This is a genomic window from Bradyrhizobium nivariense, from assembly GCF_029846695.2.
Taxonomy (GTDB): Bacteria; Pseudomonadota; Alphaproteobacteria; order Rhizobiales; family Xanthobacteraceae; genus Bradyrhizobium.
On the sequence record NZ_JARWCR020000001.1, the window covers coordinates 1 to 19,405 of the forward strand.

At 57.4% G+C, this 19,405-nt stretch carries 17 protein-coding genes and 1 pseudogene; 9 read left to right on the plus strand and 9 right to left on the minus strand.

Going from position 1 to position 19,405, the window contains the following annotated elements; translation table 11 throughout:
• The 5 genes and pseudogenes from QCM77_RS00005 to QCM77_RS00025 form a co-directional block, all read right to left on the minus strand.
• A pseudogene (locus tag QCM77_RS00005) lies at positions 1-384 on the minus strand (transposase); the annotation flags it as partial.
• Between the two features lie 641 nt (positions 385-1,025).
• On the minus strand, positions 1,026-1,847 hold the full coding sequence (locus tag QCM77_RS00010; protein WP_279681289.1) for an ABC transporter permease: 822 nt from the start codon (positions 1,845-1,847) through the stop codon (positions 1,026-1,028).
• Positions 1,844-2,740, minus strand: a complete 897-nt coding sequence (locus QCM77_RS00015; RefSeq protein WP_279681291.1) for an ABC transporter permease — start codon at positions 2,738-2,740, stop codon at positions 1,844-1,846. Before QCM77_RS00015 ends, QCM77_RS00010 begins: the two co-directional genes overlap by 4 nt.
• 2 nt (positions 2,741-2,742) lie before the next feature.
• Complete coding sequence (locus tag QCM77_RS00020) at positions 2,743-3,981, minus strand: ABC transporter ATP-binding protein (RefSeq protein ID WP_279681293.1); 1,239 nt, start codon at positions 3,979-3,981, stop codon at positions 2,743-2,745.
• A gap of 10 nt (positions 3,982-3,991) precedes the next feature.
• The gene (locus QCM77_RS00025) at positions 3,992-5,041 is read right to left on the minus strand and encodes an ABC transporter substrate-binding protein (RefSeq protein WP_279681295.1); all 1,050 of its coding nucleotides are present in this window, start codon (positions 5,039-5,041) and stop codon (positions 3,992-3,994) included.
• Between the two features lie 776 nt (positions 5,042-5,817).
• Here QCM77_RS00025 and QCM77_RS00030 point away from each other — a divergent pair.
• Positions 5,818-6,864, plus strand: a complete 1,047-nt coding sequence (locus QCM77_RS00030; protein WP_279681674.1) for an NAD(P)-dependent alcohol dehydrogenase — start codon at positions 5,818-5,820, stop codon at positions 6,862-6,864.
• Positions 6,865-6,961: 97 nt separating this feature from the next.
• Here the strand turns inward: QCM77_RS00030 and QCM77_RS00035 are convergent, their stop codons facing one another.
• From QCM77_RS00035 to QCM77_RS00045, 3 genes are all read right to left on the minus strand, one after another.
• A complete protein-coding gene (locus tag QCM77_RS00035; RefSeq protein ID WP_279681297.1) occupies positions 6,962-7,879 on the minus strand; it encodes a DMT family transporter in 918 nt (305 codons plus the stop codon).
• A gap of 185 nt (positions 7,880-8,064) precedes the next feature.
• Positions 8,065-8,877, minus strand: coding sequence for an SDR family NAD(P)-dependent oxidoreductase (locus tag QCM77_RS00040; RefSeq protein WP_279681299.1), 813 nt, complete (start codon positions 8,875-8,877; stop codon positions 8,065-8,067).
• Between the two features lie 58 nt (positions 8,878-8,935).
• Positions 8,936-10,351, minus strand: coding sequence for an MmgE/PrpD family protein (locus QCM77_RS00045; protein WP_279681301.1), 1,416 nt, complete (start codon positions 10,349-10,351; stop codon positions 8,936-8,938).
• Positions 10,352-10,858: 507 nt separating this feature from the next.
• On the opposite strand from QCM77_RS00045, the gene QCM77_RS00050 reads away from it, so the two are divergent.
• From QCM77_RS00050 to QCM77_RS00085, 8 genes are all read left to right on the plus strand, one after another.
• On the plus strand, positions 10,859-11,665 hold the full coding sequence (locus QCM77_RS00050) for a DeoR/GlpR family DNA-binding transcription regulator (RefSeq protein WP_279681303.1): 807 nt from the start codon (positions 10,859-10,861) through the stop codon (positions 11,663-11,665).
• A 160-nt stretch (positions 11,666-11,825) separates the two neighbouring features.
• Positions 11,826-12,602, plus strand: coding sequence for a glucose 1-dehydrogenase (locus tag QCM77_RS00055; RefSeq protein ID WP_279681305.1), 777 nt, complete (start codon positions 11,826-11,828; stop codon positions 12,600-12,602).
• Between the two features lie 78 nt (positions 12,603-12,680).
• Positions 12,681-14,189: an argininosuccinate lyase gene (argH, locus tag QCM77_RS00060; protein ID WP_279681307.1), complete on the plus strand. Its 1,509-nt coding sequence runs from the start codon at positions 12,681-12,683 to the stop codon at positions 14,187-14,189.
• A gap of 43 nt (positions 14,190-14,232) precedes the next feature.
• Positions 14,233-15,246, plus strand: a complete 1,014-nt coding sequence (locus QCM77_RS00065) for an SIS domain-containing protein (protein WP_279681309.1) — start codon at positions 14,233-14,235, stop codon at positions 15,244-15,246.
• A gap of 58 nt (positions 15,247-15,304) precedes the next feature.
• A complete protein-coding gene (locus tag QCM77_RS00070) occupies positions 15,305-16,105 on the plus strand; it encodes a PfkB family carbohydrate kinase (RefSeq protein WP_279681311.1) in 801 nt (266 codons plus the stop codon).
• Positions 16,106-16,684: 579 nt separating this feature from the next.
• Entirely contained in the window at positions 16,685-17,407 is a 723-nt protein-coding gene (locus tag QCM77_RS00075; protein ID WP_279681313.1) for a helix-turn-helix transcriptional regulator, read from the plus strand.
• 107 nt (positions 17,408-17,514) lie between these two features.
• The gene (locus QCM77_RS00080) at positions 17,515-18,147 is read left to right on the plus strand and encodes an acyl-homoserine-lactone synthase (protein ID WP_279681315.1); all 633 of its coding nucleotides are present in this window, start codon (positions 17,515-17,517) and stop codon (positions 18,145-18,147) included.
• 108 nt (positions 18,148-18,255) lie between these two features.
• Complete coding sequence (locus QCM77_RS00085) at positions 18,256-19,188, plus strand: LysR family transcriptional regulator (protein WP_279681317.1); 933 nt, start codon at positions 18,256-18,258, stop codon at positions 19,186-19,188.
• Here QCM77_RS00085 and QCM77_RS00090 read toward each other — a convergent pair.
• Entirely contained in the window at positions 19,158-19,403 is a 246-nt protein-coding gene (locus QCM77_RS00090) for a DUF2274 domain-containing protein (RefSeq protein WP_279681319.1), read from the minus strand. The two genes, QCM77_RS00085 and QCM77_RS00090, sit on opposite strands and share 31 nt — an antisense overlap.
• Positions 19,404-19,405: the final 2 nt, after the last annotated feature.

The window sequence follows — 19,405 nt, forward strand, 5'->3', positions numbered from 1 at the left end:
GATAGTACACGCTGCCGCGGCTAATCCTCAAAATCTCCGCCTGTTTCGTGATCGACAGATCGTGTTCACGGTCGATCATCGCTTTGCGCTCAGCAATCCCGCCTTGGTGAGCGCTCCTTCTAAAAAATCATTCTCCAGCGTCAGTTCTCCGATCTTGGCGTGGAGCGACTTCACATCGACCGTCGGCGTGGCCGGCGTCCCGCCTCCCGATCCGAAAACGTCGGAAGCGCTGCCTTCAAGCTGCGATTTCCATGCTGTGATCTGATTGGGGTGTACATCGAAATGCTCGGCCAACTGGGCTATCGTCCGATCGCCTTTGACGGCGGCCAGAGCCACCTTCGCCTTGAAGGCCGGTGAGTGGTTCCGGCGGGGTCGTCTGCTCATGGTCTCTCCTGATTCGCGGGGCCTATCGTGCCCGCCGTCAGGCAGAAACTCCACTTAGCGTCCTGTGCAGATTTCCGGGACCGGCTCTTGTAACGGGAGTGTGGGATGCAGCACTGGTAAGGCGGCTCCAATCAGATGTTGATGGCAAGTTGGAAGACCGCAGAGCTAGGCCCGCGCAGGAAGGAGCGCGCGTGGGTACTCCTGCATCAATCAACGGGTGCTCGTCGCGCTCTGGCGCGGTATTTCAGCGAAATAGAAACAAAAGAAAAGGTAAGTATCTTGTGCACGGCGTGTGCACGTCGCCCTATAACCACTTGTTTCTTATGGACTATCCGTCCAGTCCGTCAGGGTGGCAGCGATTGAGCCCCAGCTGGTAGGTCTAGGTTCGCGGATTGGGTCGACCCAAGCCCAAAGCGGATTCAAATTCGTCTCGACGCAGTTTCTGCGGGGGACGTCCAGCAAGGGACTTTTATCCGCGCTTGGCAAGCCGATCGAAAACGCTTCGACGAGGGTCATATCGCTCGGCACTTGCTTGAGAGATGGCCCGCCCCAGCAACGTGAATCAGCCTGCCAGGCATCACTCATGAGGCTGCATCGGCCACTGCGCCATCCTCTCGACATCAACGCAACCACAGAATTGATTACCTGACGACCGGCGCCTTAAAGGCCTGGCTGAGGAAAATAAGCACGATCGTCACGCCGATAAGGCAGCTAGAAATGGCGGCAATCGTAGGATCGACCTGATCCCGAAGAGCGTTGAACATACGACGGTTCAGTGTAGCGGCAGAACCGTTGGAGATGAACATAGCAACGACTACCTCGTCGAAAGAAGTAAAGAAGGAAAAGAGAGTCGCCGACAGCACCGACGCCCTGATCTGCGGCAGCGTCACCGTGAAGAACGCACGCAAGCGCGTCGCGCCCAGGCTCCGGGCCGCCTGTTCTTGATTGCCATCATAAGACGCCAGTCCTGCCGTCACGATGATGACTACGATGGGCAGCGCCAAAGCGGTGTGGACGACAGAGAGCCCGAGAGTGGTATTCACCAGGCCGAGCCGTGCCAACACGAAGAGCGAGCCAACGGCTACAAGGATGACTGGCACGGTCATAGGCAATGCGAAAAGGCCGAGAAGGAACGACCGCCACACTGTACTGCCGGCCCAAATACCGTAGGCCGCAGCAGTCCCGATGGACGTCGCTGCCACCATTGTGATGATCGCCACACGAAAGGAAATCAACGTCGATGTCATCCATTCAGTGGAGTAGAAATAGTGCTCGTACCATCTCAAGGAAAAGTCCCGTGGCGGGAATTCGAGATCCGGTGCGCCGGAGAAACTCATCGGCACAACGATAAGGGTCGGCAATATAAGGAAAATCAAGGTAAGAACCGCAAAGGCATAGAGCCAAATGCGCTGCCGGTGAGTCACTTGTGTAATGGAGGCGGGACGATTTAACCAAGTCATCATAACGTCCTCCGTCCTGTCTTCCGTGCAAGAACTGCTGCAATCGCGATCAGCGTCATTGTACTGGTCAGCAATACGATCCCGAGTGAACTCGCAGCGCCCCAACTGGAATACAGCCGCACGTTAGCGTCAATCCGCATGGCCGCCATGACGACCTGACCGCCTCCAAGCACTGCGGGTGTCGTGTAGAAGCCGAGGCACATGACGAACACCATCAGGAGACCTGAGAAGAATCCGGGCAATGACAACGGGAAGAACACGTCCCAAAACGCCCTCGACGGCTTGGCTCCCAGATTGCACGCCGCGGCAACGAGATTCTGATCGATCGATCGCATCGATGCGTAAAGAGGAAGCACCATAAAGGGAATCATGACGTGAACCATGCCGATCAGCGCGCCGGTCAAATTGTGCGCGAGTTGCAATGGCTCGCTGATCAGTCCAATGCCGATCAGAGCCTTGTTGACAAGACCCTTGTTCTGCAAGAGCACGACCCAAGCATAGGTGCGAACCAGAACGGCCGTCCAGAACGGGAGAAGAATGAAGAGAAGCATGTATTTCAGGGTTTTTTCCGGCAGTTGGACCATAAAATACGTGAGCGGATAGCCGATCAGCGCTACTAACAGTGTCGTGTAGAGCGACACTCTGAAGGTAATGGCCAAGACCTCCGCATAGACCGGCTGGCTCCAGAGCCGCTGATAATTCTCTAAGCTGAATCCGCCTCTGTCTCCGAGAAAGGAGAAGTAGAGCATGACACCGAGCGGCAGGATAACAGCCAGAAAAATGACCGCTGCGCCTGGCGCGGAAAGGGACAGAAGCCATGCGTTTTCCGAATTCGCAGAACTCCGGAGCGCCTCGGCATTCCCGTCCGAACTTTGGGTCAATGTGATCGGCGCCATGTTCATCGCTTGATGTCTCTGCCCACGACACGGCTTTCGTTGATATGCAGGCCAACTGAAATCGGCTCGCCACGCTGGGGGAAAAGCGACTTAGTGCCTTCGCGTAGGTTTCTCCTCACCGAGATGGTTTCACCCGTTGGAAGCAGAACGAAAGCGAGGCAGCTTTCGCCCTGAAAGAGAATTCTTTCAAGAATACCGTCGAACACATTGAAAGCGCTCGGATCTACGGAAGGTGTGATGACCTCCATCTTCTCCGGACGGATCACTAACAATCCCTCCCCCTCTGGCGGAGTTGAGCCATAAGCTAGCTTAAGCGTCTGATCGCGGTAAAGGGATTGGCCGCCGGATGTCTTAGTCGGCAGGAAGTTGGATTCACCCATGAATTCCGCGATGAAAGCCGTCTTTGGTGCATTGTAGAGATCTTCCGCTGCATCTATCTGGGCGATCTCTCCCGCCCGCATTACCGCAATGCGGTCCGACATTGTAAGTGCCTCGCGCTGGTCGTGCGTCACCAGAACGGTCGTCATTCCTAGGCGCTCATGCATCGCTCGCAACTCGACCTGCATGCGCTCCCTCAAGTTCTTGTCTAAAGCCGAAAGCGGCTCGTCCATGAGGAGGATCTTGGGCTTGGCGACCACCGCGCGCGCGAGTGCAATACGCTGTTTTTGGCCGCCGGATAGTTCGGAGATTCGTCGATTCTCGTAGCCGGGCAGTTGCACGGTCTCGAGGACCTGGGCCACCGCTTCGTCGATCTCCCTTTTCGACCACTTCCTGACCTTCAACGGATAGGCGATGTTCGCAAAGACGTTCATATGCGGGAAGAGAGCATAGTTCTGGAACATCATTCCGACGCCGCGCTGATGCGGAGGTTTCAAGATCACCTCTTCGGCGCCGAATTTGAGGGAGCCATGATCCGGTCGAATGAAGCCGGCAAGGACCATCAGCAGAGTCGTCTTTCCGGAACCAGACGGTCCCAGAAGGGTCATGAACTCACCGCTGCGAATATCCAGCGACACGTTCTTGAGAGCGGCTACCGCGCCATAGACCTTGCTGATATCTGCGATGCCAATCGGTAGCGACTGCATCGAGGCGGAAGTCAAGTTTCTTGGTTGTTCCATATTGTCACGCACATCCAATGCACCACGATTGAACAGGTAGTCGCGATCAGTTTGGCCGGGCGGCCGACTTAATGCTTCGAACCGCCCGACAGGGAGCCGACAGCATGGAGCGTCGGACTTCATGCGACTTTTCTCAGTTCGAGATGAGCATCGCGTCAAAGGCTTCCGACAACTCGGCCCCAAACTTATTCCAGAAGTCGAAATCGACCGTATATTGTTTTTGGATGTTCTCCGGCGACGAGGCTAACCGAGCCAGTGTGGCTTCATCATAGCCTTCATAGGCCTTTAGGTTCGCCGAACCGTAGGAGATATACTTGGGTAGATCCTTAGCGTATTGCGGCTTGCTGATTTCCTTGAGAAACTTCAATGCGTTTTCAGGATGCGGAGCTCCCTTGACGATCGCATCGCAGTCGATTTGAAGGACGCCGTCATTGAACGTAATCTTATACTTGGCTCCGGCGTCGATGGCAGCCTGCGTACGGCCGTTCCAAGTGTAAATCAGCGGCACCTCGCCGCTCTTGACGAGTTGCATTGCCTGAGCCCCGCTGGTCCACCAAATGACGTAAGGCTTCAGTTCGGCAAGCTTAGTCATTGCAGCTTTGCGTCCCTCCGGTGTGCTGAGAAACTTGTATATCTCGCTCTTCGGATGCCCCATAGCCAGAACGGCCGCTTCGAGATTGCCGCGCGGATCGCGGTACATTCCGCGCTTGCCGGGAAACTTCTTGACGTCCCAGAAATCCTTCATGTTCTGCGGACCTTGACCGCCGTAAGCCTCAGTGCTGTAGCCGATCGCCTGGGAGTACACGTCGTAGCCGACGCAGTAGTCGTTCACCGAGCCTGGAACATAATCATTACGGTTTACGATGTCGGCAGGTAGCTTGATGATAACGCCGGCGGCTGCGGCGCGTCCGACTTCAGTCATGGAGAGTTGCACGATGTCCCAGGTCACCGCACCGGCCTCGACCTGAGCTCTGACCTCTCCCCAATTCTGGGAAGTATCTTCGGACAAAGTCATGCCCAACGTCTTCGCGGCAGGATTCCAAAGCGCGGTACGTCGAGCTTCTTGAGAAACGCCCCCGGCCCCAGCGATCACGACGTCAACTGCGTGCGCCGACGCGAAGACGCCGCTCAGCGCGAAGGCCACTGCGGAAACCAGGCCGAGATGATAATTTCTAAAAGTCATGTACTCGCTCCCGTTGTTGATAAAGTCCCGGCGCAACACCGCAGCCTTCGGTCGCTAATGAGTTTGGAGAGCCAAACCTTTCGCCAAATGAAACCTGCGGGCATTCAAGGAAATCCCAGAGCCATCTCGTGCCGGAACTCGTGACAAGACATGCAACCGGTGGCGGCTCTTCTCTCGTTTTTTCGCGCCGCTTCTCTGTCGGCACGGCACTCCATCGATCATGAATTGCGTCGTTCGTAATCCGCGGCAGGGCGTCCGCTTTGCCAATAGCGGCCTCCCCTGTAGGCGAACGAACTCTCGTCAACCTGGCCGCCACGACTGGCTCCCTCATTTCATCGCTCCATATTCAGAAGCGCCGAATGCGGAGCCGCAGCCTGTTCTATCGAAAGCGTATCCGGAGCAGTCACTGTCCAACCCTAACAACCTGATGGCGTTTCAGCGCCACAGCGGGGCTCGCGATAACGCCACACATTGCTGCAGCGGCACCGGACCTACTTCCCTTGCCGGCCAAGAGGCGACCCCCGTCACGTACATTTCACATCTGTTTGATTTTTGTCAATATCAAACATGAACCAATCATTTTTTTGGAAGTTTATTGCGCGCCAAGGAGATTTGTTCTATTTTTGTTTGAAACGAACACTGAAAGAGTCAGCGAGCGTGAGCCTCGGCCGGGACGACTTCACTTTTGAAGGGTCGTGCAAGAAGGCTCGCACGATCGATCAGACACCCTCACTCGCCGCTACGGCACAGCCGCACGGCTAACTCTGGGACGATCCATGACTATTGCTAGAGGTTATGCTGCGACCGACGCGTCGAAACCGCTGACGCCCTTTACCTTCGAGCGCCGCGAGCCGAACCCTGATGACGTGGTGATCGACATCAAGTTTTCAGGCATCTGTCATTCGGACATCCATACCGTTCGCAACGAATGGAAGAACGCGGTCTATCCGATTGTTCCAGGTCACGAGATCGCCGGTATCGTTTCTGCAGTCGGTTCCGCTGTTACCAAGTTCAAAGTTGGTGATCGGGTCGGCGTCGGCGTTTTCGTGGACAGTTGCGTCGGCTGCGCCTGCCGCGATCTCGATAACGAACAATATATGCCGGGCCTTGTGGATACCTACAACAGCGTCGAAGCAGACGGAAAGACGGCCACACAGGGGGGCTATTCCGACCATATCGTCGTTAAGGAAGGCTATGTCCTGTCGATCCCGGACAACCTGCCGCTCGACGCCTCCGCACCGCTGCTCTGCGCCGGCATCACGCTCTATTCGCCGCTCCGCCACTGGAAAGCCGGCCCCGGCAAGAAGGTAGCCATTGTCGGGATGGGCGGGCTAGGCCACATGGGCGTCAAACTCGGCGCGGCCATGGGCGCGGATATCACCGTGCTCTCGCAGACGCTATCGAAGAAGGAAGACGGCCTGAAACTCGGCGCTAAGGAATATTACGCCACCAGCGACGCCTCGACATTCGATAAACTCGCCGGCACCTTCGACCTCATCATTTGCACGGCCGGCGTAGCGATCGACTGGAATACATATCTTTGCCTGCTCAGGCTCGACGGCACCATGGTCATCGTCGGAGCCCCGGAGCACATGATCCCGGTTCACGCCTTCTCGCTAATCCCTGGCCGCAGGAGCCTTTCCGGCTCGATGATTGGCTCCATCAAGGAAACTCAGGAAATGCTGGATTTCTGCGGAGAGCACAACATCGTGTCGGAAATCGAGAAGATTAACATACAGGACGTCAACGAAGCCTACGAACGCGTCCTGAAGAGCGACGTCCGCTACCGCTTCGTCATCGACACTGCATCGCTCGCCGCCTGATCTCAGACAACATACCGAAAGCGGGCGGGGTGGCTTGCTGGCCGCCCAATGCCGATCCGTACCGGACGGCTGACGCTGGACGCGAAGCGGAGGGCCGTCATTGCGGCTCGGCCGGAAGAGGCGCACGCTTGGCGACCGCCTGCTCGCGCATGAAGATGTAGATGCCGGCACCGATTATCAGTGCGGCGCCGACGAGCGTCAGCGGCTCCGGAACTTCGTTGAAGAAGATGTAACCGACCAACATACCCCAGATGATCTGCGTATATTGGAACGGCACCACGACGCTCGCGGGCGCAAGCTTGAGCGACCGGTTCGTGCACAACGCACCGCCGATGAAGAACATCGCCATCACGACGAAGATTGCGAGATCGAAAGGGCGCGGCGTAACCCATTCGGTCCGCAGGATCAGCATCATCATCAGTCCGATGAACATGGAGCCGACGAGCGATGACGAGATCAGCACGACGTCGGCGGACTGACGCAGCGACCGCGTTGCCAGCAGCACGCACGCGTAGATCATGCCGCCGAACAATCCGATCAGGACCGGTCCAGTGAGCATCTCGGCCGACGGATGCATGGCGAACGCGACGCCGACGAATCCGACCACAACAGCGGTCCAGCGTCGCCAACCGACCCGCTCGCCGAGGAAGATCACCGATAGCGCAGTGACGTAGATCGGTGTCGCCATCCAGAAGGTCATCGCGTTGGCCAGCGGCAGATAGGTGATAGCGCCATAGAACGCCGCGATCTCAAGGGCCGAGATAGCCATGCGGATGAAGTGGAGCTTTTTATTCGGGGCGTTGCGGAAGACCGCGACACCGGCCCGCCAATAGAGCGGCGTCATCAGCACTATAGCGGTCGCGCCGCGCAGCACCAGTACTTCGCCAACCGGCATGACCCCGATCAGATATTTTCCGAACCCGTTGCTAACGGTGTAGATTAGGACGCTCAGCAGCATCAACCCGATGCCGAGCAGGATCGTGTTGGCCTGGCGTTGTGAGAGTTGGACCGTCATCGCGCGCTCACGCCGGCTCGTTGGCGGACGGCGCCGACCGTTCGATGCGCTGTTTGCGCATGAAGATGTAGAGGTACGCCGCGGTGAAGTGTCCGTGCTGATCTATGCTGTGCCAGCAGCGTCGAGCACTCTTCGGTAGGTCTCTGATCCGTATCGGCATCTGCGTTTGGTGTGGCGACGGACGCTTACTCCATCCAGGCGCCACCGCTGACAGTCAGCGAGATGCCCGTCATGAAGTTTCCTTGGGGCGACGCGAGAAAGCCGATGACACCTGCGACGTCTTCCGGGGTTTCCAGCCGACCAAGGGGCGTGTCCTTAATGTAAAGTTCCTGCACTTGTTCGCTCGTCAGGCCCCGCAAGTTCGCCTCCCAGGCGATTTCGCGCTCCTGCATCGCTGTGCGCACATATCCGGGGCAGACGGCATTGACCGTAATGCCCTCGGGAGACAGTTCGCTGGCCATTGCCTGCGTCAGACCGACAACGGCGAACTTGGAGGCGATGTAGTGGGCAAGGTACGAGGCCTTACCAGTCTTGCCGGCTACGCTCGCAACGTTGATGATCTTGCCACGCAGACCGTCCGCGAGCCTATCTTGTTTGAGCATTTGCCTTGCTATTGCCCTGCTGCAGAGAAAAGTGCCCTTGGAATTTACCTCGAAATTGAAATCCCACTCTTCCTCGCTAATGTCGATAAATCGCTGCATTGTGCTGACACCGGCATTGTTGCACCAGATGTCAATCCGGCCATGCTTGGACAGGACTCGCGCGAGCGCCAAATCAATCGAAGCAACGTCGGTCACATCCAGAGCCTCCGCCGAAGTCTCGATGGCTGATTTCCTGATTTCAGCGGCAGCGCGCTCAGCCTTGGCCGCATCGCGATCGGTGACGACAACATGCGCGCCAAGCTCGCCCAGACGCACCGCGATGGCCCGCCCGATGCCTTCACCTGCACCCGTAACCACCGCGAGTTGATTGTCCAGTGATAGTGACCCCATCGTCATTTCCAATTTCCTCCATGTAGTCGCATTGCTCGCAATGGCGCCGCATGTCTATCCGGAGTCAGATAACAACCTTGTCCGCTAACTCTCTTGTTTGCATGACAAAGCGGTCGATGCAGTCAGAGAAAGAGGCAATCGATCCAGCTCCGAGAAGCAAGTGGAAGAGAGCGCTCACTGAGTTTGACGATTCAGAGGATAGACACTCGCGGAACTTCTTCTCCAGGGCGTCATCCGACAGTGGCGCACCGGCGCTTCCGGGTGCGAATTCCTGAAATCTCTCGAAACGACGCCCATCCCTCAGTTCGATCTCAATGCGCGAGGATACCGAGGCTCCGCTCGGACCCTTTGGCAACGTTGCGTCGGTCAGCATAGTGGTTCGCTCCATGACGGACCGAATGTTCGCGTCGAGACCGTTTTCCAATGTGAACTCGGCGACACCGACCTTGCCGACCTGTGCAGCGACGGCCAGGCAATATGGCATGCTGAACTTTGCCTCGGTTCCGTTGGTCGGCCTGTCGTAGATCAGGATACCCGGAACGACTGGATCGATATGGCAGGTTATCTTGGCGATATCGCTGCCGCTGAAACGGTGCTCGGCTTTGAGGGTAAGCATTGAGTAGATGGCGGTATGCGAGGCTGTACAGCAGGGATAAGCCTTGATGACCATACTTCCTCCGAGCAAGCGGTAGGGCTCGCCGAAGCCGTCGATGATGGTTTCAAGGTCGCGTCCTTTTTGGAACAGAGATCCAAAGCCCGCTTCTCCGAACAGCGCGCCCGCCGCGGCTGTCAAACCGGCCTTCGCAGCTTCAACGGCAAAGATGCCATTGCGAACAGCGTGGCCAACTTGAAGCGGTTTCGTATCACTGCCGAAGTTGGCTCGAATACCGGATGCTAATGAAGCGCACATTCCGAGCGCTTGACGCATCTGAAGAGGGGTCAGACCGAGGATGCGGCCTGCTGCAGCGCAAGCAGCAAAACTCCCCAATGTTGCGGAGGAATGCCATCCACGACGATAGTGATCCGGATTGATGATCTCGCCTAATCTCATTGCCGCTTCGGAAGCTACGAGGTACGCCTTCATGACCTCCGCACCCGACACTCCGGGGCACGCATCGGCCGCCACGATCGCTGCAGTGGCGGCAGTCACCGTCAAATGGGCCAAGGAGTATTCGACCTCGTCGTCGTCGAAATCGTGAATGTGGCCGGCAAACGCGTTGATCAAACCGGCTTCCCGTAACGAGACGCGTCTGTTGCTACCCCAGATGCGAGCCGAGAGCCGGCCCTGTTCAGGAAGATCTGCGGAAAGTGACACCAAGCGGTCGAAAGCGGGCAGTTTTGTACCCGCAAGAGCTACGCCGACGAGATCGGCAACATGTCGGGAAGCCTGGCACGTCTCTGTTTCGGACACTTTTGGTGTGTCCTGGACGATAAGTTCTGCGAGACGAAGCTCTAGGGTATTTGACGAAACGATGCTCATTAGGGCTTTCCGTTCGCTGGAGCTATTAGGGGCGCTGTGGCGCCTGCGGGATCAATCGATCGGCGCGAAGTGGAGGCGGCAGACGTTGAGTGCGGCCGGGCGATGGCATGCTCCAGACTTCGCCCACAGGACGAGACGATCCAGCCACGCACGAAGGAGACAACAAGAATAGCGCGGTAGGCGAGGAATGTAGGACTTCGTCGCGATCGGCGACGACGATAAGGGCGCTAAATTCGTCCAGATGCGCCGCGGTGGCCCGTCCAACGCCTTCGCCTGCGCCCTTAACCACTGCAAAATGATCGCTCAACGGTCTTCGACGCATCGTCCTTCCCAATTCCTTCGACGTCGTCGCATCGCTCGCGACAACGCCTCATGTCGAGGCAGCGCGGCCTGCATGCCAGCAAGGGCGCGAGCCGTTGCTCCCACTTGACACGATGTTCGATTTATGTCAATTTCAAACATCAAATAAACATTCCCGAAAACGATCGTTGTGCTTTCGGAGTATCTGTGCTGTTTTTGTTTGAAACGAACATCACACAGTTTGAGGCGAACATGAGTAGCGGACGCAACGACCGTCAAAAAACGTTGCTCGAATATCTCGGCGAAGCCGGGACGGGCAGCATCGAAGAACTTTGCAAGCGGTTCGACGTCTCCGAGATGACGATCCGGCGCGACCTTTCAGAGCTCGAAAGAGAGGGCCTGCTCATTCGCACCCACGGCGGCGCCAGGCTGAAGGAAACGGCATTCTTCGAGGTGTCGTTTGCAGCCAAGGCGACCCAGTTCGTCGCTGAAAAAAAGCGGATCGCCGAACGTGCAGCCGAGTTTGTGCAAGACGGAGATAGGATCATCATCGATTCAGGAACGACGACCGGTCATTTCGCCCGCCTGCTAAAGGATCGCCGCCTGACCGTCGTGTCCAACGCGTTGAATGTCGCAACCGATCTGATCGATGGTCGACAAATCGATCTGCATTTTTGCGGAGGGGCACTGCGCCGGGGACCTGTAGCTGCGGTCGGTCAGGTGGCCGCAAAGTTCTTTGAATCTATTCGCTGCGACCGCCTCTTTATGGGCGTGGAAGGAATAGACGACACCGGCACGATGACCGTGCCGGATGTCGATGAGGCTTTGGTGAAGCAGGTAATGATGCGCGCAGCCCGCGAGGTGTTTGTTCTCGCCGACCATAGCAAGCTCCGGCGCAATTCACTCGGCGTCATCGGTGGCCTCGGCTCCGTGACGGCATTGATAACCGGCGAGGAAGCCAACTCATCGGCTTTGGCGTCTCTCCGGGGATTGACGAATGTGATCACCGTGTAAGCTGAAGCTTCTGCAGCGAAGCTATCACTCAAGGGTGCCGGTAACGGTGAACCAACTTTATCTTCCCGAGCAGGAGACCTGCTTCGGGAGCAGCCTTCTACTGCCACCACGCCTGATCTCGGGCGACCTTATGAACTTACCGACTTAGCGAGGTACTACGATGAACCCCATGGATAGATTTCGGCTCGATGGCCAAACCGTCATCGTTACGGGTGCGGCACGGGGCATTGGCCTTGCGGTGGCGGAACTCTGCCTGCACGCGGGCGCGAATGTCGCCATCATCGATATCCTCGAGGAACAGGGAAAGGCCTCCGCCCAGCGGCTAGCCAAAGCTTCCGGAAAGAAGGTCCGGTTCTACGGCGCCGATCTGCGCGACGCGATGAAAGCCGGTCAGGTGGTTCAGGAGATCAGCCAAGACTTCGGCCCAACGCACGTACTGATGAACTGCATCGGTATCGGTCCAAATACCGACGTTCTAAAGATCTCGCCCCAAGAATGGCAGAACGTCATGAACGTTAACGTCAATGCGCAGTTCTTCATCGCCCAGGCCGTGGCGAAAGAAATGGTCGTGAAGGGTGGCGGCAGTATCGTTTCGATCGGGTCGAACTCCGGCCTCATCGTCGACCGGCCCCAGCCGCAGGCGCATTACAATGCGAGCAAGGCCGCCGTTCATCAGATGGTCAAGTCGATGGCGGTCGAACTCGCGCCGCACAAGATTCGCGTCAACGCCGTCGCTCCCGGTTTCGTCATGACGGACATGACAAAGGACGCAATCACTAAGTCGGGCTGGCTGGAGATCTGGGAGCACAACACGCCGATGGGCCGCCTCGCCCGGCCCGACGAAATCGCTTTCGCGATGCTCTACCTCGCCAGCGACGCGGCAAGCTACGTGACCGGCAGCATCCTCGTGGTCGATGGCGGCTACACCTGCTGGTAGTCGCGCGTTCGAACAGACCGTTGGCGAATAAGCCTTACCGGCACGCGCTCGCAGCGCGCCACAGCGGAGTTCCCTACCATGAGTGATGCGACGACAAACGCCGTGAGTTCTCGCCTTTCCGAACGTACTGCGAAGGAACTGGCGGATGTTATATACCAACCCGGAATGGCGGGTTTCGACCACCCGGCGCTGGATGCGCTATGTCAGTTGAACGAAGCCCATACTGTCATGCTCGTCGAGCAGGGTCTGATTGCCCGTTCCGCTGGCCAGTCGCTTCTGAGGGCGATGGCACGGATACGCTCCGAAGGAGTTAAGGCGATCGATCTCGACCCGCAGTTCGAGGACAGCTATTTCGCTTTCGAGAACAGGCTCGCCGTGATCGCGGAAAACGATGCGGGCTATCTTCACACCGGCCGCAGCCGCAACGACCTTGGCGCAACGCTCGACAGGATGAGAACCCGCACGTTGTGCCTGCGGATGATGGAAGGGTTGAACCAGGCTCGCGCCGCCTGCGAAGCCAAGGCCGCCGAGCACGCCGAAAGTATCATGCCTGGCTACACGCATCTCCAGCCAGCGCAGCCGATCACCTTCGGCTACTTTCTGACCAATGTCGCATCTGCGCTCTCTCGCGAGCACGACAAGATCGCCGCCGTTTACACCCGCATCAACAGGTCGAGCCTTGGTGCGGCGGCGTTGGCCGGCACCAGCTTCAATGTCGACCGGAACCGCACGGCAGAACTGCTAGGATTTGACGGTATTGCGGAGCCGTGCCTAGAGGCGGTGGCGTCGCGCGACTTTGTCACCGAACTTCTGTGGACTGCGACTAGCGCATTGTCGGTATTGAGCCGGGTGGCACAGGATATGTACGTGTTCTGCACCCACGAGTTCGCGATTATTTCTTTCCCAGATCGGATCGCCGGCACATCCAGCATCATGCCGCAAAAGAAGAACATGTTCGCCCTCGAATACTTCCGGGCGGCGGCCGGGCGGAGCATCGGCGCGTTGACTGGCGCGCTCACGAACATCAAGGGCAGCAACTATTCCATCGGCCTTGACTCCACGCGTGAAGGCATCACGGATGCATGGCCGTCGTTGGCGCATTTCGTGGACTCCATGGAGCTTCTCAGGCTGGTGTTCGAATGCGTGAACGTGAACGCGAGCCGGCTTGAGCAGAGATGCTATGAGAACTTCTCCACCGCAACCGACCTCGCGGACGGCCTGGTTCGTGAGTGCGGCCTATCCTTCCGTGAAGCACATCACGTTGTAGGCGGCGCCGTGCAGCGTGCGATCGATGCCGGTCTGGATGCCACCGGTATGACGGTCGAGACTATCAATGACTCCGCCGAAAAGGAACTCGGCCGGCCATTGTCGATCACGCCGCAATTCGTTCGCGATTGCCTCGATCCGGTTCGATCCGTCCATGCACGAACGACTTCCGGCGGCACTGCACCGTCGGAGGTCCGGCGCATGCTTGCAGCATTGGCAGCAAAGCGCGCCCTGGATGTCAGCCTCGTCGCGACCCTTCGGCACAAAGTCAATCTAGCAGATGCACGCCTCCATCAGGCGGTTCAATCGATCGCCGCCTGACCCTCCCATTCCGAGCTCAACCCTCAACTTGAAGGAGCCTACCTTGCTGAACTTTGATGAACCCCGCTTCCTGCGGATCCAGTCGGGTGCCGTTGCCCTTGCCGAGCGCATCGATACGACCATCGCTTCCGCTCTCAATGCTGGTGCGACAAACCTGTTCTTCCTCGGGACCGGCGGTGTCGCTTATCTGATGCAGCCGGCCTATCAGCTTCTGCAGCGACGTTCGACGTTCCCGGTCTTTCTCGACTATCCGGCTGAGCTTGTGCTTACGGGGTCTGCGAACCTAACAAAAAACTCGATTGTCGTGATGCCATCGCTTTCGGGTACGACGAAGGAAAGCGTGGCGATGCTTGCCAAGCTCAAGGAGATCGGCGCGACCGTTCTCACCTTCGTGGGACATGAGGAAACGCCGTTGGGCAAGGGCGGCGACCAAGTATTCGTTAACTTCGCCCAAGACGATACGTCCTGCGAATCCTTTTATGTTCAATCCTTGCTAATCGCTCTGTCGATCATGAAGGCGCGGAACGATATCGACAATTACCACTCGGTTGTTTCCGAACTGAAGCGCCTGCCGGAACTGCTATTGGAAGTGAAGCGCGCGTTCGAGCCGAGAGCCGAGGCGTTCGCCGCTCGCATTGCGGGGGCCGACTATCATATCTTCACCGGCGGCGGGAACACCTGGCCTTCGGCGCTCTACTACGCCACCTGCATTCTGGAAGAAATGCAGTGGATCCGCACCCGGCCGGTCCACGCTTCGGATTTCTTCCACGGCACTCTGGAGCTCGTGGACAAAAACGTCAGCCTCATGTTGTTCAAGGGCGAAGATGCCTACCGCCCGCTCGCCGAACGGGTGGAGAGCTTTGCGCCGAATTACACCGACAAGCTGACCATTCTCGACAGCAAGGAATTCGCGCTTCCCGGGATTTCGGATGAAGTGCGCGCCATGGCATCGCCGATCGTCCTGGCAACCGTCCTTGAACGCGTCAGCGCTCATCTTGAGGTCATGCGCGATCATCCGTTGATCACGCGCCGCTATTACAAGCGCGTCGCATACTGAGCCATTTCGTGTCCGCCGTCGGGGTAGACGGCGGACACTCCATCTTCCGGGTAACAATATGCCAGATTTCGACGTAGCGACAGTGGGCGACAACTGCATGGATCGATACCTGCCGCCAGTCGGACTCGCGGCGATCGGCGGCAACGCCGTTAACGTCGCAATTCATCTCCGAAAGCAGGGCCTGCGCACCGCTTATTTCGGCGCCGTTGGACCGGACGACGACGGCCGCCGCATGCTCGACTGCTTCAAAGATAACGACCTCAATATTGCTCATGTCCAGGTCAAAGAGGGCGTGACTGCCTATACCAACATCGATATCGACAAAAGCGGCGATCGCATCATCGCATTCGAGGAATTCGGCGTTTGCCGCACCTATCGTCCATCCGAGGCGGATTTCAAGGTTCTGCTCTCGATGCGCCATGTCCATATCGGCTGGCTAGACGACGGCGGCGAGTTGAAGCGCCGCCTCGCGAGCGCCGGCGTGAGTGTATCTCAGGACATCACCGTCAATCCCGGTGCGGACGGATTGACGATCGCTTTCGGCTCCGCCGGTGCCGATCCGCATGCAGCGATCGACACCGCGAACGGATATCTGACACAGGGCGCCGCGCTCGCGGTTGTCACGCGAGGATCCATGGGAAGCATCGCGACTGATGGCTCGGTCGTGGTCGAGGCCGGAATCTTGCCCGTCGACGTTTGCGACACGACGGGAGCTGGAGACACGTTCATCGCGGGCTTCATCGCCCGACGGCTCGCCGGAGGAAACCTGCAGGAATGTCTCGCAGCCGGAAGAGACGCCGCCGCCGTCACCTGCACCCATTTCGGAGGCTTCCCGCAAACGCCGTACTTTCTAGTCTGAGAGTTGAGACAGGATGCAAAACGTCACAATTACCCGAAGCAGACGAGGCGCATTGAAAGTGAGGTGCTGCCTAGATCCATCGGAGCTCATTTTGAAGAATCGACAGTCGAGGCGCCTGTGCTCCACTCCATTGCCAACGATGAGGCCCTTACCAACACCCACCTTTTGGGTGAGATTAATAGGACGGCCAACGCTTTTTAATTTCGTCAACGACAACTCGAATGGTCGGTACGACACGTACGAAACTGACGCGCTACAGACACGATTGAATACAATAGCCACGCGTGCAGGCAGCTCGCTCTTTAAAGCGATTTCCGATCAGCGATATTGTGTCGTCGCCGAAGATGATGGCGCACTATGCGAGCTAGAATCTGGTCTCTAATACGAATCCGCCGAGCGATCGGCGGTTGCTTGCGGTAGGTTTATCCTGCTGCAGCCCTTCGGGGCGTTTCCTCCCTGACTTGGCCGTCGGCTTCAAAGCCGACGGCCCCTTTCCTCCCGACCACAACCGAACGCTTGCGTTTTGGAAAAGCTACACGGCGCGGCGGGTCAAACGGTCCAGAACACTCCGTTGCAACGATGCATCGCATTTTCCAAAGCTTTATCGACCACCTGCTGAGCGCCCGAAACCCAGAGGCCCTTCGCGAAGCTATGGCAGAAGCGATCGCCGCTCTCGACCTCCCGTGCTTCGCATATCTATCCATACCAGGTGAGTTGGGCGCCCAGCCACGTTTGATCTCGACGTATCCTGCGAGCTGGACGGAGCACTATTTGGAGCGCCACTATGAGCGCTGTGATCCCGTGATTGAACGTGTGATCAATCATACTGAACCATTTGAATGGGGCATCGGGGTCGCCTCATTCACTGCTTCAAACTTGCGCCAAGAATTATTCGATGAAGCCTCGCGATTTGGCATCCGCTGCGGGTTCACAATTCCCATTCACGATGGTCGCGGCCCGACCGCGGCGGTAACTTTCGCGTCGGACGAGCGTCGTCCGCAGTTTGAGAGAATTATCGGCGAGCACGCGCGGGTGCTGCAACTCATGGCAATGTATTTTCATTCGCACGCCCGTCGCAAGCTTGCTCCCGAGCGACAGATCAATGGCATATCGCTGTCACCTCGCGAATTCGAATGCCTCGAATGGGCCAGCCAGGGTAAGTCCGCATGGGAGATCGGACACATACTCGGCATTTCGCGTCGTACAGCTGCTTTTCATCTGGACAATGCCAAAGCGAAGCTTCGCGTTCATTCGATCTGCCAAGCTGTCGCTTGCTTGGTCGCGTCCAGGTCGACGACATAGTTGTCCAGTGCCGCGTCAATTTACGCTGACACCCTGTGCAGCTGCACAGGATATTTTTTGCGGAGATTTGGCTTCCTTTGCTGACACTTCAGCACGAGGAGGCGATGATGATGCAGCTGATCACGGCCGACTACTACGGCGACTTTGTTGACGAGATTTCTGAGATGCACCGCCTACGATACCGGGTATTCAAGGACAGGCTCGACTGGGATGTCGACGTTTGCGGCGAGTTAGAGGTGGACAAATTCGACTCCTTACATCCTGCTTACCTAATTCAACGGGCAAACAACGGCCGCATCCAAGGCTGCGTGCGCCTACTCCCCTCCACAGGGCCAACCATGCTGCGCGACGCCTTTCCCATTCTTTTGGACGGTTCCGCGGCCCCTTCGAGCTTGACGATCTGGGAGAGCAGCCGCTTTGCACTGGACATTCATCATGAAGCGCCGAAGGTCATCCATGGTCTAGCAACGGCAACCTATGAACTGCTTGCCGGTATGATTGAATTTGGCTTGTCGCGGCAGCTCACCGATATCGTGACGGTGACCGACGCTCGAATGGAGCGGATCTTGCGCCGCGCAGGATGGCCGTTGCGGCGGCTCAGCGAACCTCGCGCACTTGGCAGCGCCCTCGCGGTTGCGGGATATCTGGAGGTCTCTATTGAGAGCCTAGCGCGCGTCCGTGCCGCCGGTAGCCTTCGGGGCCCGGTGCTCTGGGTACCAGTTGCGCTTGCAGCGGCTTAGATGGAGCTAAGTACGACCACAATCTTCAACGGAGCCGCTTTAAGAATGAGACAGCGGCTCTATCGTTGGTGAGACGAGAATCAACATGGTGACGAGGCGCGCAAAGATATGCCAATTGCCGGAGCAAACAATATTGATCTGCATCATCTCCGCGCAGCGATCGCCGCATCCGATTGTGGAAGCTTCAGACAAGCAGCGGAGACGCTTGGTATGCGCCATTCTTTGCTGAGCCGCTCGATTGGTCAACTCGAGCATTTTGTCGGAGCAACGCTATTCACGCGATCGCGCGGAGGAGTCGTCCCGACTTTTGCGGGACGACGCATTCTGCGAATATCGCGAATTATTCTCGAACAAGTCGACATGCTTGTTATGACGGGCCGGTCTAGCGGCAATGGCGACCTTGGGCGTCTCTCCATAGGTTTCTGCACGTCAATTTCCGCCGGAAACTTGAGGGTAAGCCTAGTTGAATTCAAACGACACGCACCCCAGGTCGACCTAGCAACTGTAGAACGATCTCGCATCCGTCTCATGAACGCGCTTCGAAATGGTACCATTGACATAGCGATTGTTCCGGGACAAAGCCCATTATCCGATAGCATGCGTCTCCCGATCTGGAGCGAGCGCATCATGATCTTGCTGCCGAAAGACCATCCGCTCGCTGCGCAGGACGTTATTCATTGGACCGATCTTCGCAATGAAACGGTTCTCTTGAGCCAATATGACCCAGGAACAGATGTAGAGGATCTACTGATCTCTAATCTGGTGGCAGAGAATAAACGCCCCAGGATCGAACGGCATGACGTGAGCCGCGGTATCGTAAAGAGTCTCATCAGTATGGGTCTCGGAGTCAGTCTTGTTATGGAATCGGACGTTGGTGCCACCTTTGCAGGTTTGACTTATCGCGAGATACAGGACGGTACCGGTCCAAGTCGTATGGGCTTCTATGCTCATTGGCAAAAGGACAACGAGAATCCTGCTCTTCAGCGGTTTTTGGCGCTTCTTTCCGAGCGCTATCCGTCACCACCCGCTAACGGTGAGTGAATCTTGCGCCTCAGCCGAGCGAAACCTCTGTCAGTCGCCATGAACCGCGCCAGCATGGGAGCGATCAGCTTGCTTGGGTCGTTAATGGTCTGACCAGTTTCACCTGCAAGAGCTTTCGCGTAAGCGAGCAGATCTCGATGCACAGTATTCGGCAGTTCGACGCTGAGTCGGACGGGCTTATCGTCGGTCAGCGTTCCAATCTTTAACTTGGGCATCG